Annotated in this window: 12 protein-coding genes and 1 pseudogene; 5 read left to right on the forward strand and 8 right to left on the reverse strand. The window is 42.8% G+C overall.

From position 1 onward, the window contains the following. Positions 1-17: 17 nt before the first annotated feature. Together ACP7AE_RS02595 and ACP7AE_RS02600 are read right to left on the reverse strand one after the other, a co-directional pair. Positions 18-1,478 (reverse strand): imelysin family protein, encoded by a 1,461-nt coding sequence (locus ACP7AE_RS02595; protein WP_426241241.1) that lies wholly within the window; start codon positions 1,476-1,478, stop codon positions 18-20. 490 nt (positions 1,479-1,968) lie between these two features. Continuing rightward, positions 1,969-2,622: an OmpA family protein gene (locus tag ACP7AE_RS02600; RefSeq protein WP_055124860.1), complete on the reverse strand. Its 654-nt coding sequence runs from the start codon at positions 2,620-2,622 to the stop codon at positions 1,969-1,971. Positions 2,623-2,973: 351 nt separating this feature from the next. Here ACP7AE_RS02600 and ACP7AE_RS02605 point away from each other — a divergent pair, with 351 nt between their 5' ends. The 5 genes from ACP7AE_RS02605 (at position 2,974) to minE (ending at position 7,857) form a co-directional block, all read left to right on the forward strand. After that, complete coding sequence (locus ACP7AE_RS02605) at positions 2,974-3,936, forward strand: acyltransferase (RefSeq protein WP_426241242.1); 963 nt, start codon at positions 2,974-2,976, stop codon at positions 3,934-3,936. Positions 3,937-4,297: 361 nt separating this feature from the next. After that, a complete protein-coding gene (locus ACP7AE_RS02610; RefSeq protein ID WP_426241364.1) occupies positions 4,298-5,326 on the forward strand; it encodes a hypothetical protein in 1,029 nt (342 codons plus the stop codon). Positions 5,327-5,452: 126 nt separating this feature from the next. Beyond that, complete coding sequence (gene minC / locus ACP7AE_RS02615; RefSeq protein ID WP_201600631.1) at positions 5,453-6,301, forward strand: septum site-determining protein MinC; 849 nt, start codon at positions 5,453-5,455, stop codon at positions 6,299-6,301. A 450-nt stretch (positions 6,302-6,751) separates the two neighbouring features. Next, entirely contained in the window at positions 6,752-7,567 is an 816-nt protein-coding gene (minD, locus tag ACP7AE_RS02620; RefSeq protein WP_045444058.1) for a septum site-determining protein MinD, read from the forward strand. Then, entirely contained in the window at positions 7,567-7,857 is a 291-nt protein-coding gene (gene minE / locus ACP7AE_RS02625) for a cell division topological specificity factor MinE (RefSeq protein ID WP_055124765.1), read from the forward strand. Before minD ends, minE begins: the two co-directional genes overlap by 1 nt. A 109-nt stretch (positions 7,858-7,966) precedes the next feature. Here minE and ACP7AE_RS02630 read toward each other — a convergent pair whose 3' ends face one another. From ACP7AE_RS02630 to ACP7AE_RS02655, 6 genes and pseudogenes are all read right to left on the reverse strand, one after another. Further along, positions 7,967-8,494 carry a cytochrome b gene (locus tag ACP7AE_RS02630; protein WP_201614870.1) on the reverse strand — a complete coding sequence of 176 codons (528 nt, stop codon included), beginning with the start codon at positions 8,492-8,494 and terminating at the stop codon, positions 7,967-7,969. Between the two features lie 146 nt (positions 8,495-8,640). Beyond that, a complete protein-coding gene (locus tag ACP7AE_RS02635) occupies positions 8,641-9,156 on the reverse strand; it encodes a hypothetical protein (RefSeq protein WP_426241243.1) in 516 nt (171 codons plus the stop codon). Positions 9,157-9,173: 17 nt separating this feature from the next. Then, positions 9,174-10,178, reverse strand: coding sequence for a chemotaxis protein CheB (locus tag ACP7AE_RS02640; RefSeq protein WP_201540113.1), 1,005 nt, complete (start codon positions 10,176-10,178; stop codon positions 9,174-9,176). After that, positions 10,168-17,076: an Hpt domain-containing protein gene (locus tag ACP7AE_RS02645; protein ID WP_426241244.1), complete on the reverse strand. Its 6,909-nt coding sequence runs from the start codon at positions 17,074-17,076 to the stop codon at positions 10,168-10,170. Before ACP7AE_RS02645 ends, ACP7AE_RS02640 begins: the two co-directional genes overlap by 11 nt. A gap of 30 nt (positions 17,077-17,106) precedes the next feature. Then, positions 17,107-18,048 (reverse strand): CheR family methyltransferase, encoded by a 942-nt coding sequence (locus ACP7AE_RS02650; RefSeq protein WP_426241366.1) that lies wholly within the window; start codon positions 18,046-18,048, stop codon positions 17,107-17,109. A gap of 145 nt (positions 18,049-18,193) precedes the next feature. Continuing rightward, positions 18,194-19,267: pseudogene (locus tag ACP7AE_RS02655) on the reverse strand (methyl-accepting chemotaxis protein); the annotation flags it as partial. Positions 19,268-19,373 lie beyond the last annotated feature (106 nt).

Genomic DNA, 19,373 nt, shown 5'->3' on the forward strand with positions numbered 1-19,373 from the left:
AGTAGATTAGTGAGCAATTAAAACTGCGAACCTGCGTCAGCATCTAAATTGTCAATACCGACCGCTTTTGCCGCATTTTCGATACCAGCAGTCAGCTCTTGTAAGCTAGTGATACTATTTTCAATCCAGCTACGACGGGTATTTTGCTCTTCAGCTGAAATACCTTGTTTGCTTACTTGACCAGCGGTGGCAATCATTTGATCAACTTTGATGCCTTCTTTTTCACCTTTTTCAACAATCACATTAAAGGCGGCTTCTACCTTAGCAAAGTCAGTCGCCAATTTATCAGCCGCTTCTTTGTTGTTGGTATCGACTAGATAGTTTTTAACACCATAGCCACCAACGCTCTTACCAGCGACTGTCTTATAGTTGCCGTTAAAGACATTTTGGATACCACGGGCATTGTTGGCATAGCTTAGATGGGTCAAATCACTGAAGCATTCGTGCTCATCTTCGGTAGAGCCCGTTACAAACGCAACCTGTATACGCTCAGAAGCAAGCTCACCCAATGCTAAGCTGCCCATCTGATACATGATTTGGCGTAGACCATTATCGTATTTGCGAGCCATCAGGTCGCTACGTAAGGTATTCTCACTCTCAGGCTGCCACTCAGCTTCCATTGCAGTCAAATCATCAACCAGTAATTGAGTCGCTGCTTTTAAGAATGCGCCACGACGCTCACATATACCAGCATCTGCATTGACCGTCTCACCGCTGGTACATTGACCTGCTTCAGTTACATAATCAGTCACTGGACGATTGCCTGCACCCTCGCCAACGCCGTTGGTATCTTGTCCCCACAGCATAAACTCAATCGCATGGTAGCCGGTCGTCACATTGGCTTCACTGCCACCTATCTCATTCATTTCTGCTAATAGCTCAGGAGTGATAGTACTGGTATCTTGTTTGATACTACCGACCGTAATGCTATCGCTATTGATGATATTGTCTTGGCTATTGTATTCACCTTCATAGCCATCACTAACGTAATCAATCAGCGCCTCATCAAGTGGCCAAGCATTTACCTGTCCTTCCCAACCATCGATACTACCGAGAGCTCGTTTATCATTGGCTGTCACAAAGCTTTCATCAAAACGGAAAATCTCAGTTTGCGAATACGGCTGGCGCGCGGCTTTATACGCCGCTTTTGCCGCATCAAGGTTTGCTTGGGTTGGTGTTGTCACATATGTCTCTACTGCCGTTTGCAAGGCTTTAGCAGTATCTAGCGAATCTTTATAAGCCGCATGCGCCATGTTTGCATAGCTGATCATCAGTCTATCGGTATAAGCTTGATCAACCGCTGATAGTTTCGTCGTATCTGCAGCGGTTGTGTCTTGCACCGCTGTTTGCGTATCGGCGGTAGTGTCCGTGTCTTCCTTGGCTTGCTTGGTACAACCCGACACCATTAACAACCCTGCAAGCGCAGCAGCTAAAGTAGTTGGTAAAATCTTACGGCTCGTTACTGTGGTAATCGTCATACATATCCTCAAAAAGTATCGCAAAAGAAAAATGGGCTTTGAATAAAGAGCATTAGGGCATATCCTCATTTTAAATAATGCTAATAAAAATGAGATGAATGACAGTCAAATGAGAAAAACAGCACCCATAATATCAAGATATTGACCAGAATTTGATACTATTAGACAAAATTTAGCTATTTTTAGTACATTTAGAAAAGCCTCAAATGAACTGAGAACCTACCCTAGTATCGCCACAATAACAAAGCTTTGTAAATTATAGTGTTATTGATAATCATTATCAATATTTAATTAATATTAATATAACCATTTAGCTAACGATTGTTTTATAAATGAAAGCATCAGAAATATTCTATATTGATTCGAAGCTAACGGAATCCTGATACCTAAAATCATTTTGAATTTGAAATCTAAATATCAGGCATAAAAAAAGGCCAGTTTATCACTGACCTTTTTTAACACTATAATGACAGCTAAACCATCGTATGAATTAACGTACGTTGTTTGGCGCATTGATGGTTAATTCAACACGGCGGTTTTGCTGACGACCATACTCGGTGCTGTTATCAGCAACTGGACGAGATTCACCATAAGCGACGACATTGATACGGCTAGAAGCCACACCGCGTGCGCTTAAATAGTTGGCTACTGCATAAGCACGATCGCGTGACAGTTTCATGTTATAAGCATCAGAACCTTTGCTATCAGTATGACCAGCAACCGTTATCGTGTTTTGGTTATATTCATTTAGCGTTGATGCAAGCTTATCAAGCGTTGGTCTAAATGATGGGTTTAAAGACGCATCATCAAATGAGAACGTGATGTTGCCTGGCATTACTAGGTCAATATTACCGTTCGCATTTGGCGTAACGGTTACACCTGTACCAGCCATTTGCTGCTCAAGCTGCTTGGCTTGACGCTCCATGTAGTAACCAACACCAGCACCCAAAGCTGCGCCAATCGCGGCATCACGACCTGTGTTATCACCACCTGTTGCTTTTGAAATTGCGCCGCCGCCTAAAGCACCTGCCAATGTACCAATGGCAGTTTTGTTCAAGCGTTGTTGTCCAGTGTTTGGATCAGTAGCACAACCGCTAAGAGCTAGACCTGACGCTACTGCTGCAATCATTAATGTATTACGCATAATATTTCCTCTTAAGTTTAAAAAATTATAGACAAAGTGTGCTTTTTATAAATATTTTCTGTTAATTCCATCTAAATGCTGAATATACACTCGTCATTATTATGGCAATTACAATCTAATCATGTGTAATATTTTGTCACACCTGTGTATGAGAAGTGCAGAATGATTTAATGAGACTTTCACAGTGATTGGATACGTTTGTGTTCTCACTTTTAACTACCCATTAGCGCAAGGTGTTATCACAAGTCACGTTTACACTCGTACACTCTGAACCGTTTCTGCTAAAATTGTGCAATAAAACTGGCAATGAATCATTTATATACTAATAAGACTGACCGAAAAGGATTTAGCATGCGATTGACATCTACTATTCGAAAAATACACGAACGCAACCCTAAGTTAGGCAAAGCCGTTTCACTTGCGACAGCGACTGGGGTTATTGCAGCCAACAGCTTCGGTGGTAGTATTCCCTTATGGTTAATGGGTGTCGGCAAAGTCATCACTGGTGCTCCTATCGCAGACAAAGCGGTCATCAAAATCGCGACTTATTGGATCAGTAGCAACAGTGCCTTGATCGATGACATGTTGCCACGTAAAGATTGGCGCATCAGCTTACCCGATGACGTTCACATCAATGGTAAATATTTGCTGGTCAGCAACCATCAGTCTTGGGTCGATACCAGTATCGTGCAGTACATTAGTGAAAAACGCTTGCCATTGACACGGTTTTTTACCAAATTTGAACTGATTTACATTCCGATTGTGGGTCAAGCCTTTTACTTTTTAGACTTCCCAATGATGCGTCGGCATTCTAAAGAAGCCGTCGCTAAAAATCCTGCTCTACAAGGCAAAGACATCGAAGAAGCCAAACGCGCCTGTGCCCTGTTAAAAGACAAACCTTTTACTTTACTGAATTACTTAGAAGGTACGCGTTTCACCAAAGCCAAACATGCAAAGCAACAGTCTCCTTATACTCATTTATTGAAGCCACGGGCAGGCGGCCTATCTTTAGCCATTAACGCGCTAAGCGAAGACATCGATGGCATGCTAGATATGACCATCGTTTATCCTGATGGTGTACCAAGTTATAGTGATTTGTGGAAAGGTAACATCAAGCGTTTGGGCGTCGATGTGCGTTATATTGAGATGCCTGATGCATTATTTAACGGTATTAAAAATGGTGGTTACGAAAATGATGACACGGTAAAATCTCAAATGTTTGATTGGGTAGAGCAAATTTGGCAGCAAAAAGATCAGCGTATTACCGATATGTTGGCTGAGTTTGAAACAAACCCTAAAGCTCCGAATGCTTAGAGACATCGTTAACAGAGCAACGGCATACAACAGTGAATTACTTTAAGTCGTTTTATAAACACGATTGAGCGCTGTTGTTTAAAATGCGAATGCTAGATGTCAATTCGTAAATGCTAACTCGTAAATGATAATGCGTAATTATAATGAAAGATGGGTTGTTTTTTGGCTCTATTCATTGATAATGTGAATAGTCATGAGCCCATGACTTTTTGACCGTTAGTGACTTGATAGCCCTGTACTATTTGAGCCGCTTATTTTTCGTGCTATTTATCATTTATAAGGTTTGACTGTGCCCGCTTCCTCTTCTACTAGCCTGCCTCTAGACTCAGCGCCTGTATCCAATCAGCCGCCTAATAATACGCTGCCACCGCCAAACCGACCAACGCCAAACCGACCAACGCCAAATCGCTTAAAACTCACTTACGATATCGTGATGATTATTGCCATCAGTATCGATCTATTATTGATTAGTATTGATGCTATCTTGATGAGTAGCTTTAGTAGCAATGCCGCAGGATGGCTCAGTATTAGCGATGCTCTCAACTGGTATCAAAATACCTTACATGAGCCTTTACGTACCGCTGGTGGGTTTTTTACCCTATTTTTGATCTTTGAGCTACTGCTACGTTGGTCGATTGCGATAAAACAAAACGTCTACTATCGCTGGTTCTTTTTTCCTTTTGTCCATTGGTATGAGGTATTGGGGTGCTTTCCGCAGCTGCGTGCCTTACGTTTATTCCGAGCGGTTATCATTGGGCGACGCTTATACCAGCTTGGTTACCAAGTGCTGCCGCAGCCATGGATCAATCGGATTAGGTTCTATATCGACTTATTATTAGAAGAGCTATCCGACCGCGTCATATTGACGACTATTCAAAACTTTCGGCAGCAACTGACCGATCCTAAAACGCATAAATCTTTTATTGAATCAACGATAACTCGTAATCGTAACGAGATTGAGGCAGCAGTACTGTCGATACTGCGCACAGAGCTAGCACCAAAACTACAGGAGTTGACGGCAACATCAGGTGGCGGCAGTATATTAGCCAGCGAGATGGGCAATGCTATTGAAGAGGGTTTGGCCAATACGCCTGAGCTGCGTCGCTACCTACGCATGATACCGATTGCCGGTAGCTTGATTGAATCACAGCTGCAACACGTCGGTCACAATATAGGTGAAAACGTCGTTTACGCACTGAATAAACGCCTTCTAGACCCCGAACGCCTCGATTCATTGATGGTAGCAATTGCCAACGGCATTGCCAGTATCGATACGGATAATACTGCGTTAGATACCTTGATTTCGAGTATCATTGATGACAGTTTGACTGAATTTGAAGCGCAGGTAAAAGTGCAGCAGTGGAAGCATCAAGAGATGCTTCATCTATAATCCATACTGCTAATAGCACGCCCTGCCTACAAAACATTAGGCTTGGCAAGCAAATGAATGGTATGACTTGATAATAAAAACAACACCGTGGATACAGCGACAGAATTATCTCTTGAGGATTTATATATGACAGTTTCAGACAACGACAGCCAAGGCTCGAGCGCCGCACCAGCATTACCAGCATTGGCATTTTATGGCAAGATGCTGACTTTTTCACGTTTACAATTTAGCACAGATGATTTAAGCGCGATAGACGCCCAGCTTGCCGCAACGCTTAGTAATAAATCTAGTAACATCCCCATCCTTATCGATAGCGAGGTTGAACAAGATCTCTCAGCATTGGTAGAGCTTTTATGGTCGTGGGGCTTACAGCCTATTGGCGTCGTGACCGGTACACTAGATGCGCAAGCCCGTGAGCAGCGATTGGCCATCTTCCCTGCTGATGGCAAACGTATTGAGCGTATATTACCTAGCAAGAAAGCTGCAACGCAAGTAAGTAAAGCTCCCGATCATAAGCATACAGAATCAGCCAGCACCAATTCAGACAGTACCAATGATACTGCAGCCATCAGCGAGTCAAACACAGAAACAACGATAGCACACGCCACAGCAGAGACATTGGTGAGCGCTGAGCATATTACCAGCCTAATTTACGATCAAATGCTACGTTCAGGACAAAGCCTGAATCACGTGGGCGGTGATTTGATTTTGACCAATAGTGTCAATAGCGGGGCGGAAGCGATTACCGATAATAGCTTGCACGTTTACGGTCGTGCCCAAGGTCGCTTGGTTGCTGGCGCTACTGGTGACAAAGATGCTCGTATTTTTTGTCAAGTTTTTAACCCTTCTTTGGTGTCAGTAGCGGGAACTTATTGCTTACGAGACAACTTACCTGAGCACGTGATTGACAAATCTGTACAAGTAAGATTTGTAGAAGGTGAAGGCTTAGTATTTACGGTAATGGATGACGCTTAAATCTTTTGCCGTTAACAACAATAGATGCGTCCGTGATTTTTATAAATGTAGACAGGCTAAGCCGATTTTCATCATACATGACGCTTATCAAAAAACGTTTATTAGAGAATCTCAATAGTAGACGTTTAGACAGCGCACTTAATATTATAGTAAGTTTATTTAACAAAATTGTTCTATGATGAATCGCTAGCTCTGCCACTATCTACACTACTCGTCAGCGTCTATTTTATTATTCACAATAGGCAATATTGACCAGCAAATTCTAGGTAGCAGCGCTTTGTGATCCATATATAAGCTGTTTTTCTGCTTTACTATGGACGTGCTATAAATTTTTGTTTATTTATGCTAGGCTACCTTCGCAGGTAGTGTATATATAGCATGTGAATAATGTGCAATTGCGCTATTTTTTTATATAAAAGATATCCCATTGATTCATAGGAGTGTGCCATTGTGGCGAAGATAGTTGTAATCACTTCAGGTAAAGGCGGTGTGGGCAAAACCACGACAAGTGCCTCTTTTGCCGCAGGTTTAGCATTGCGTGGCTATAAGACAGTCGTTATCGATTTTGATGTGGGTCTACGTAATCTAGACTTAATCATGGGTTGTGAAAACCGAATTGTTTATGATTTTGTTGATGTCATCACTGGTAGCGCACGCTTGTCGCAAGCACTGGTCAAAGACAAACAGCTTGAAAACTTGTATATCCTACCCGCCAGTCAAACGCGTGATAAAGACGCCCTGACAGACGAAGGGGTGGCAGAGGTTATGTCTGAGCTGTCTAAGCAGTTCGACTATATTATCTGTGATTCACCAGCTGGTATTGAGCGCGGTGCACAACTCGCCATGTATCATGCTGATGAAGCGATCATCGTCACCAACCCTGAGATTTCTTCAGTGCGTGACTCAGACCGTATTATCGGTATCTTGCAAAGCCAGACCAAAAAGGTTGAAGAAAACCAAGGCTCTGTACGTGAGCATTTGATTATTACTCGTTATAATGCTGAGCGTGCAGCAGCCAACGAGATGATGGACATTGATACCATCTCAAATGATATCCTAAAAGTTCCGTTACTTGGGGTTGTTCCTGAAAGTCACTCAGTGCTTGAAGCATCTAACCATGGTGAGCCTGTCATTCATTATACCGATTCAGTTGCCGGTCAATGTTATGATGACATCGTCGCCCGCTTTTTAGGTGAAGAACGCCCACTACGTCATATTGACGTGAAGAAAAAGAGTCTATTACAGCGCTGGTTTGGAGGTCAATGATGACGAAGAAAAAAGGATTTTGGAGTAGCCTATTTGGTACTGACGACAGTGGTAGCGCAGGTAGCGCTAATATGGCTACTGAGCGTCTTAAGGTTATCGTTGCGAGCGAAAATCGCTTAAACAACCGCTTAACAGCTGATCGTATCGAAAAAATGAAACGTGAGATTTTAGAAGTGGTCAACAAATACGTCAATGGCGTACAGATTGATGATGTGAATATCAATCATCGTTCTGAGGACAGCCTAGACGTATTAGAGATGAATATCAGTCTACCTGAACACAAAAAATAAGCGCTGTCTTAGAAAAACAAAAAAGCCCTAAGTATCATAACTTAGGGCTTTTTTATATTGCATGAAATAGTAGGTTTACCTATAGCAGCCTACGATTATTTTGATACTATTATTTTATACGCGCTATCAAATTGTCTTTTTTGACAAACTGATGATATAGAGCAGCACCGATATGAATAAGTGTAAAGGCAATAATGGTCGGCCAAATAATATCAGTATGCAGGTCATTATAAAAGCGTGCCAACCCTCTATCTGGTGTGACAAATACAGGGATTTGAAACAAGCCAAAAATATCGACGGAGCGTCCACCATAAACGGACATCAGCAAACCAGCTATTGGCATTGCAATTAATAAGGCATATAAGCCAAAATGCGACAGTTTAGAGACTAATAACTGCCACTTTGGCATCGGTACAGGTGGCGGCGCCTTAATAAATACACGATTAAGCACCCGTGCTATCATCCAACATAACAAACTAATACCAAACGCTTTATGCAAACCAATATAAAGATTGTTATCCAGATTATCGTACAACAGAATCATTATCCACGTAACCAACAGTAAAACTGCACTGATCCAGTGAAATATCCGGCTGCTGACTGGCCACTTTGACACATTTGAATTGCTACTATTCATGAGCTGTCCTATTACCCTCATCACTAATTATCTATCATCAATGTTATAGACAAAATAACCACTCATTCAACGATTAGCAATTATCAAAGTAATTGGGTAACCCTATTTCTCTGATAGTAGAAATAAACCCTGATATAAGCGAGATGCTATCTGTCTAAATCGACCAATTGATGCGCAATTTTGTCTAAGTCGGGCACCAAATAAGCCTTATCATCAATCATAACCGTTTGGAAAAGATAGGATAGCATAACGTTTTCATCAAAAGGTAGGGCTGTTTTGTCGCTGTCTATATTATCGGCATGCTTAGGGCTGTTAAATTGCTCAGGAACTTCAATATCTTTAACCTCAGAAATACGCACTTGTCGGTGGTGCAGCTCGCCTGCCGTTTGTAAAGCTAAGCGATGATCGGTAGTATTGCCCTCTAATACAATCATGGTATCTGGCATTTGATCCTGTGGTAGCAGATGACATACCACTACCTTTTGCTGCTGCCATTCATAGGTTGCCGTGCGCTCATTATAATCATCCACACTCAAAATTAGGCTGCTTGGAATAAGCCAATCAGGTTGGTCAAATGCTGGCACAATAGTGACATCAAGCATACCGTTATTTGTGGTCAGTAAGCTCACTGCCTCAAACGAATGTTTCAAAATTTGTTTCATACATCGCTCACAATCAGTTAATGCAAAGAGGCTACTACTAATCTTTCATCAATATAGTCTGTTAGTTTTTGTGCTAAATCCGCTGGACTGCCAATAAAACCACAATACCCTGAATCAATAATCGCCTGAGGTTGACTTGGGCAAGCGCTTAAGCTGGGATCTTGCACCCACAATTGACTGTTGTTTTCTTGAATGAGATCCAGATACTGCGAGCCATCATTACCCATACCAGAAAATATAATATTGATAAGCTCGCTACCATAAACGTCACTGGTGTTTTTGAGAATCTGACCAATCGCGGGCTTATACTCACCCTCCCAAGCTTGCTCTAGCAATATGACTCGACCGGTAGAGTCACAAACAATCTGTTTATCAATAGGAGCTATAAGACACTGGCCTGCTCTTAAACGCTGCGAAGAAGTAATCACCTGACAATGCCAGTCATTATGGCGATTCAGGATGCGTGGCAGTGTGCCAATCATCGTTTTATTAAAATGGTGCGCCAGTAAAATACATACCGGTAGCGTCGCCGACAAGTTATCCAAAAATTCTTTTATAGCACTCGGCCCGCCCATAGAAGCACCCAAAAATACTACGTAGCGCCAGTCTGCATCAGCATTATCAGGTTTGTGCACGGGTGCATCCATTAAAACGGGTAATGCCAACATATGTGCCAGCTTACGCTTTAATTTGCGCTGCCATTTGGCATATTGCGGCGCTTCATTTAGATAAGGTGCTTGACTAAAACCCACTAACACCGCAGCAGGTTTAGATGCCGTAGTCGCGGCTACCACACTGTCGTCGTAATCACTATCTATTAGCCAGATGTCAATCGAGGTATCAGAGCTCCCCTGTTTTTCTTGCAGTTGCGCCCGTGACATACAGCCAACAAGGCTAAAACCACAACTGCGTACAGTATCTGAAAAGGCCATACGCTGATGATGGTCTTCTGCCACTACCATCACCTTAATATCGTCCTTGTTTTTTCCTCTTAGCGCCAAGACACGTGCATTATCCTTCATAAGTTACGCTGACCTTTTGACCCAGTATGTGCTGGATTTTATTAAGTAGCTCTTGTTCTTGGAATGGCTTACCCATGTAATCATTCACACCAATCTCTAGTGCACGCTCACGATGCTTTTCACCTGTACGTGATGTGATCATCATGATTGGGATATGTTGTAAGCGCTTCCTGTGTCTCACTTGAGTAGCCACCTCGAAACCATCCATGCGTGGCATTTCAATGTCGAGCAATATCATGTCTGGTATCATGTCTTGTAATATTTCAATTGCATCGATACCATCTTTTGCCACCGCCACAGTAAACCCTTGGCGCTCTAAGAAACGTGACGTCACTTTACGTACGGTAACAGAGTCATCAACCACTAAAATAGTAGACTTAAACTCTAAACGACTTCGTTTAGAATCAGCAGATTGTGAGATATTTTTGACCAACTGCGCATTACGCATCAAAGCAATCAAGTCTAAGATAAGCATTACTGAACCATCGCCCATGATAGTCGCTGCTGAAATACCTGGTAGATTCGATAACTGTTGTCCTAGAGGTTTGACCACGACTTCAATACGTGACCCTGCAATCTGATCAACCTGCAATGCAATATTCTGTCCGCTACGATTCTTAATGATAATAAGTGGCAAACTGGTATTGGTATTAACGACCAGTTCATTCAGTTCATTGCCTGACAAAATCTCATTTAAATAACGCACTCGATAATCAACATCTTCAAAGTTTAACGTTGCATCACCTGACTGATAATAGTCATAAAGCTTCTCTGGATTAATCCGTACCACACGCTCAATCTGTACCAAAGGTATCGCATAATAGCGATCCGCGGCACGCACAACCAATGCATCAGATACCGCAACCGTCAGTGGTAAACGCATCGTAAAGCGTGAGCCTTTACCCAGCTCTGAAACAACTGATACAGCGCCACCTAATTGACGAATCTCGCTGATGACCACGTCCATGCCCACGCCACGTCCAGAAATCTGCGTTACTTGCTTACTGGTACTCAATCCAGCATGGAAAATATACTGCATGATATCAAGATCAGTTAGGCTGTTATCATTTGCATCAATCAAGCCTTGAGAAATGGCTTTATTACGAACGGCTTCTACATCGATGCCGCGACCGTCATCTATTAACTGAATGACAATCTCACTACCTTCTCGATTTACCTCAAGAGTAATGCGACCACTACGCTCTTTACCTGCTTTTAAACGCGTTGAGGTATTTTCGATACCATGATCGACGGCGTTACGGAGCATATGTTCAAGCGGTGAAGTGATGCGCTCTAGAATGGTTCTATCCATCTCATCATCGGCATTGATGATCGTTAATTCAACAGATTTATTCAGCTCATTGGCAGTTTGTCGTACGATACGCTCAAGACGTGGCGTTAAGCGCGTAAACGGCACCATACGTGAATTCATAAGCCCATCTTGTAACTCGGTCTGTGTACGAGACAGCTGTAATAAAAGGCTTTCACTGTCTCGTGTTTTTTCTAATAGAGTATGATTAATATCAATCAAATCTGAGGCTGACTCTGTCAAAGATTTGGATAACTGATTTAAAGAAGAATATTGATCCATCTCTAGAGGGTCAAACCCTTCATGATTAATCAGCTCATCGTCTATCTGCGACAAGATCTGCGCCTCAAGCTCGATTTCCATTCGACGTAACTGATCAGCCAAGCGCTGTACCGTAATACCCATATCTTCGATACTATTGGTCAAGCTACTCATGCCCATATCGATACGAGCACGGTTGATGGCTGACTCACCAGACAGATTAATCATATGCTCGATCAAACCACCTGAGATACGAATCATCTCGTTATTATTGGCACTCTGATCTTCCTCACCCGTACTGCTGAGCATAGAAGGCATCTCACTAATATCTTTTGCCAGATACTGTGAGTCTTGCTGTTCTCTAGCAATAAAGAGCGCTTCATGCTGCGATTGTAGGGATTCTTTAGGGATTTGCTTTAGGCTGTCAGGATTTTTACTAAATTGCTGCAATGCCTCAATCAATAGCGCAGGCGTCGGTGGATTGACATGTTGTCTAAGGATAGAGATCGCATCAGCAAGCCAGTCATGACTGGCAACCAGCAACTCCAATACTTTTTTGGTAGCAGGACGACGATTATCTACAAAATCTGTATAAACCGATTCCATTTCATGTGCCAGATCAGCGATACCAGCTGCGGTGACCATTCGTGCGCCACCTTTGATGGTATGCAAATCACGCTGCAATGCCTGTAATGCTGTCGTATTATTGGTATCTTTTAAGAACAGTTGCAGATACTTATTACGATTGGTGAGCTCCTCAGCTTCTTCTAAAAACACCGACAATATATCAGGATCTGGCAAACCATTCGCCCATGACTGTTTAATCATCATGTCTAGGCTCAAGGTATCCGATACGTCAGCGCTGAGGTGAGCGTTGTTAGCCACCCTACTTTGTATTTCAGGTTCGAAGTGGGTTTTCGGTATAGGTATGATTAGCTCTACCGTTTCTGGCAAGGCTTGGGCTTTTACAAACTGTTGTAGTTGCTCAATCAACGCTGAGGCAAAAAATGATTTTTTATGATTTACGATATGCAGTACTTGCAACGACATGGTGTCTTGCACTATTTGCATTATTTCAAGCCATTGTGCTGTCGGTATTCTTCTATTCTCTACAAATGCTTCATAGACACTTTCAGCTTCATGGGTCAGATCACCAATACTACGAATACCTGCCATTCGCGCACCACCTTTGATAGTGTGCAGATGGCGCTGTAAAACTTTTAGTGCATTTATATTGCTGATATCAGCACGCCACTTATTAAAACTCTCATCCAGCGCGGCATCGAGCTCTTGAGCTTCTTCTAAAAATATCTCTAATAGCTCAGCATCAGTATCAATAGATTCAAGCTGTAGCTCAGGTGCTGCAACGGCTCTCACGACAAAGATACCCTCATCACCATTGCTATCATCGTCCTGGTAAATACGTTGTAGATCTTCAATAACTTGTTGGTCAATCTTCAATGACGTGCTACCAGCCAATGCGTCGAACAAACCAACCAATTGAGCATGACCAGCGTGTAAAACCGCTTGGGTATCGATATTTCTTGCTGTATCAATATTATCTTTCAAATAGGCATAAGCGTGACCCAACTCATTGAGAATATAGGTGAATTTTGGAAACGCTTCTGCTTTATTGGCTAAGTAAGCTATTTGCGATATTTGCTGCGATATATAGCCCTGAACATGTGCTGTCTCAGAATGATTAAGTGCGTCATCTAACTCCCACTCAGCATCCAATAGTTCATCAATATTATTATCTAACAACTGCTCTATCGTTGGTTTGTTATCAGCCGTGACCTTATCATCGCTAATGACGTATTGCTCACCAAGCATGGCTTGCAATGAGGCTATATCTTGCTGACTTTGCGCGTCTTCGATCGATATATTTTGCGGCTGAACGTTTTGCTTGTAGTTGTTTAAATAACCGTCCATTAGCGTAGCAGACTTCGCCAATGCTTCTAGATGTTGAGCATTCATGGCAGTATCTTGCTGCTGTAGTAGCTCTAAGCTATGCTCTATCGTTGCGCTAACCTCGCTGATCGCTGCTAAAGCGCTAGAACCTGAAGCCCCTCGCAAGGTATGAAATGCGCGTACAATCTCATCCGTCACTTCAATATAAGACTGATCTTGATGCTCATCAACGAATTGGTCAATATCTTGCAATAGTCCTTCTGCTTCGTCGATAAAAATCTCACAAAACATTTTTTCTTCTTCGCTTTGCGGTGCTAAATAAATAGGCGCTTCTGCTATCATTTCATTGACAGAATTAATCGTCTGCAGCGTGGTATCTATCTCTGTATTAAGATTATCTTGGGTCGGGCTATGCTCATCAATAGCAGGCGACAGTACTGACGCTTGGATGGTCTCATCCTCAGAACTATTTGATGCTTGCTCATACAAGGCAGAATAGCTAAATGCATCCCCTTGCTGTTTGCTATAAGCATTAGCGCATGCGATCCATAAAGGCACCATCGCTGGATAATTTTGGCTGTCATTTTCAAATACTGTTAGCATCGCAGGATAGGCAGCTAGCACATCAGCAATAAGCTGACGCATATCTGCTGAGACAGTCACACTATGATCCAAAATGCGATTAAGCATATTTTCTATAGCCCAAGCCAGCTCAGCCGTATAATTTGCACCGACCATACGACCGGAACCTTTTAAGGTATGGAACCCTCGACGAATATCCACCAATCCGCTTAAGTCAGCTGGCAATAATCGCCAATCTTCATATAAAGGTACAATCTCAGCCAATACTTCATCAGCTTCTTCTAAAAATATCTCTTTAATATCAGGATCGGCATCATGAGCATCTGCCGCTAGCTGCTCAGTTTCTTGCATAAAGGGTTTGAGTATCGCTGGAATATCAATAGCAGATAAGGAAGCAACAGCAGTGCTCTTTGTACTATCAGCAGTTGTCTCGTTTGACTCATTGCTCATGTCGAGAGCACTTAGCAATTCAGCATCATCATCAAATGGAGGCGATAGTTCTAATGCTGAGTCTGAATCAGCAGTGACAGCATCTAATATGGTCAGCCCAGCATTGATAGGTTGCTGTGTCATGAGGTTATGGCTTTGTAGAATAGTGACAGCAGGATCAAAGCTTGGAGATTGTTGTGCTTCAAAATCTACCACTAATGCTGGTAGACGTTTTGCCGTATTCATCACCAGACTTACAACTTCATCTGTGACAGGCAGCGTTTTATCTAACAGGCGATTGAGCAGATTTTCGATCGACCATGCCATCTCGCTGATGCTAAAAGCCCCAACCATACGTCCTGAGCCTTTTAAAGTATGGAACCCTCTACGCACTTCAGTGAGTGGGGTTAAATCCTTTGAGTCTTGCTGCCAGATATGTAGAAAGTCTTCTAAATCAGCAATGACTTCCGTCACCTCTTCGATAAAGATGTCACGAATCTCTGCGTCCATCTCAAAATTATCAGGCTTAACTTGCTCACGAGCAAGCGTTAATGGTTCACTCTCGGTACTATCATCATCAGCCGTATCTTGCCCTACCACACGCTCATTATCTACATCAGTCAAAGCTTGGTTAGCAACATCATTTTGACTATTAGCAGGAGTAATCTCGCCACTATCATCGTAACGCAATACGTTGGTCGCTACGGATTTTTGGGTAAGGAAAGTGTCTTTAATGGTCTCTGGCGATGCAATATAATGAGTCAGAAGTTGGGCGGCAGTCGCAGTATACTCATTTGCCCGCATTAATAGCTGCGGGTCAAAAACCTGCTGCGCAAGGTAGTCAAGCAACAATTCAATAGACGTTAGTCCTTCAGCCAATGCCTGAGTCACATCCCAACTGAGTACGTCAATCTCATGAATGGTCAATTGTGTAAATATACTTGCCATATCATTCATGGTTTGACGAATTGATGGCAATCCCATGTCGGCAAAAGCATCGCCAATATCGGTAAAATCAGCAGCAATGGGCAGTAAGTCAGTGTCTTGACGCTGTACATATTCATGGAAGCTTTGTTTGACATCTTCTACCGCGATGCGCAGCTCACGTAAACTTCCACCAACAGAAGCCGTCGCAGGACTTTCTTCCGACTGCGTGTCAATATCTTCAAACGTTGCAGACAATGTCGTAAAAGAAGCGGCATCCCCTATCTTGAGAGATATCGTCTGTTCAGTATGATAGATAGCGTTATATAGCTCTTGAAGCTGGCGCTCAATCTGCCATTGTTCTTGTGCAAATCCTGTTTCTGATGATAGAGCCTGCTCTATGTCTGTAACAATTTCATGTATTTGCGACACGTAATAAGTCCAACCTCGACCTTCGAGTTGACTTTGTATTTTCTGTAAAGGAACAAGAAGCGTGTCTGGCTTATCCAAAGTAAAGATAAGTGTCTCAAGCTCACTGAGTATACGTGGTAAAAAGCGTGATCCCGTTGACGACGTTTGCGACAAATTATTTAGAAGTGACAGAGTGCGCTTGCTACTTTGAGCAAGGCTATTTAGTTCGATATACACCCTTATGATTAAGCTTCGAATAACGCTTGATGACAACTCAGCTTGCTGAGTGCGAGACTCTATTACTTGATCCAGCTGACTTAGCAATGACGCATAATGCTCAGGTAATGGGGTGTCATTATGAGCAAGGTCATTTAGCCACAGTTCCGTTAAGTACCAAAGGCGTTGTAAGTCATCATGTTGAGTGGTCTGCCATAAGTATTGGCTGACTCTTTCTAGTGTAGTCAATAAGGACGGTTGATTGGTATTGGCACTCAATAACGCTTGTACTTGCTGTCGCCAAACCAGTAATAATTGTTGATAGTGATAATCAGCTAAATGAGTCGCCGTTCTATTCGCCGGCATCATCACTTCGATGCTATTGATACCATCGATAATATGATCATCGATAGCATGATTATTTAGATTCTTATGCTGAGTATTCGCCAAGCTGACCGAGATATCTGGCGCTACCCCCAGTTTCGATAGTGCTTGAGTAAGCTCGTCAGCAGCATTATCAATTAAAACGGTGTTGTGATTACCCATACCTGCGTATTGATTCAACTCACGCTGTAGCAAGCGATGAGAAAACTGACCAATGCGGCGGTCGTTAGCAGAAATACGATCGCGACTGCTAACGTCTGCCAGCAAGCTCAGTTTATTGGCAAGATCTGCTAATAAATTAAGGCGAATCATCGTTAGCGCGCCGCCAACCTGATGATAATGTTGCACCATCTGCTCGTAATCAGTGCTATCAGCGTCTAACTGCCAGCCATCAGATATCTGTGATAATTGCTGATTAAACAGTGGTAATAACCACTCAAGCGTCACTATGTCATTGGGCTGGTTTTTCATAGGGTTATCCTAACTTGTCTAGGCACTAATCTAGACATTAATTTTTTGCCACACATTAACCTGTGGGTGCGCAATACGGCGCATATTTGAAGGACGCCAAAACAACGCCTCACCTGGAGCCAATATAATATATCCACCTAACGCACACTGCTCTGATAGCCTTGCCAAAATATCACGCTGATCAAACTTGCGAAAATATAGCAGCATATTTTGACAGATAATGACATGCTGAAGGTGCGAAGTGGGTGGTTTTTGCTCAATAATATTGTGTAAAGCGAAGCTAACATAGCGTCGTAACGTTGGCGCAATCTGCCAGTCGGTCTGAGTGCCAGTCATCGCCTTTTTTGCGGTAGACACCTTATAAAAATGCGATTGACTGATATCACACTTAGCTCGCCATGGCTGAACGAACTGCTGGCACAGGTCTGGAATTAACGACTGCTGCCGCTTATCATACTGCCCTAGTCGTGCTTTTGTAATGGCTTGTTGGCTGACATCTGTACCCAATATCGTATAATTAATCAATTGTTCAGAAGCCAAGCTCATCGCCAATGACCATGTTTCTTGTCCACTGGCACAACCAACACTCCAAATGCGAAATAAATCATTAGCATCATTGTCGTGACCACGATCAGTACTAGTGGCAGTAAGCTGCTGGCGCTGATGCTGTAATGCACACTTTGTGACAAAATCGATAGAAGGCATATGACGAAAAAAACGACTTTCGTGAATCAGTACTTTATCCAATAACTGCTGGCGTACTTCATCGTTTTTTGGTAGTTGACACCACAGCTTTTCAACTGTCAATCCATGTGATAATGCCGTGTGTTCAATCGCATTTATCAACCATTGCAGCTGGACATTGGGTAGAACGAAACCAATCTCTTGTTCTATATATCGCTGCCACTGCTGCACATCAAAACTGTCTGCCTGCAGCAAACCTTTAATCAACGAGGGCTTGATTGCTTTGATAGAATTGCTGTCTGGTTGAGTAAAATTATTCACGTCACCTGCTATAGTCACTGCTGCAAATCATCGTATCTGCACAGTATATTATTAACACATTAATTTAAAAACGGTCAGTGGTCTCACACCTACTTGACGTTAACACTTGTCATTACACACTTGCTGATAACGCTTCTTCGCTATCCAACATCTCGTTTTCTAGTAGCTCATCATCGTTCGATACTTTAAAACCAGTGACTGACTCTTGCAATGCTGCAGCCATTTCGCTCAGCTCACCAATAGAGCGCGCGGTTGCCATTGTGCCAGAAGAGGTCTGTGAGGTAATATCTTGAATAATATTCATCGTATGAGAGATGTGGCCAGCTGACTCGGCCTGCTGCAAAGCGGCGTTTGAGATGTTTTGAATCAAGTCAGCCAAGGTATTAGAAACGCTCTGCACTTCTTCTAGGGCTTCACCAGCATCTTTTGCCAAGCGTGCACCGCGCACAACTTCAGAGGTCGTCGATTCCATTGACATAACTGCTTCGTTGGTATCTGCCTGAATGGTTTTCACCAAGGTTTCAATCTGTTTGGTAGCGTTAGCTGAACGCTCAGCAAGACGTTGGACTTCATCAGCAACGACCGCAAAGCCTCGACCGGCCTCACCTGCCATCGATGCCTGAATAGCAGCATTCAATGCCAAAACGTTGGTCTGGTCAGCAATATCATTAATTAAACCAACGATATCACCAATTTCTTGCGAAGACTCACCCAGACGCTTAATACGTTTTGAGGTCTCTTGAATCTGATCACGAATCACGTTCATACCTTCAATAGAGCGCTGTACAACTTCCGCTCCATTATGAGAGATGGCTACTGAGCGCTGAGCAACAGTCGCCGATTCTGAAGCGTTGTTCGAAACTTGGTCAATCGATACTGTCATCTCATTAATAGCCGCTGATACACCAGCAATTTCTTGTGCTTGGTGCTCAGATGCTTCAGCAAGTTCGACTGCATTCATCTGTGTTTGGTCTGAAGACTGCGAAACGCGGTCAGCCGTGTTGTTAATAACCAAAACCAATTGACGTAATTGGTCAATCGCAAAGTTCACTGAGTCAGCAATTGCCCCAGTAAAATCTTCTGATACGGTGGCATTAACCGTCAAATCACCTTCTGCTAAATCACCCAATTCATCAAGTAGACGTAGAATAGCAATCTGGTTACGTTCGTTTTCTTCTTGAATTTGACGCGCTCGCTCAGATTCCGCTTCTGCTTCCTGACGACGACGCAAGGTTTCTTTTTCAATGAGTAGACGCTCTGATCCCCCACGCTGCTTCAGTAACTGATACAGA

It is taken from the genome of Psychrobacter sp. TWP2-1-2 (genome assembly GCF_049896785.1).
Lineage (GTDB): Bacteria > Pseudomonadota > Gammaproteobacteria > Pseudomonadales > Moraxellaceae > Psychrobacter.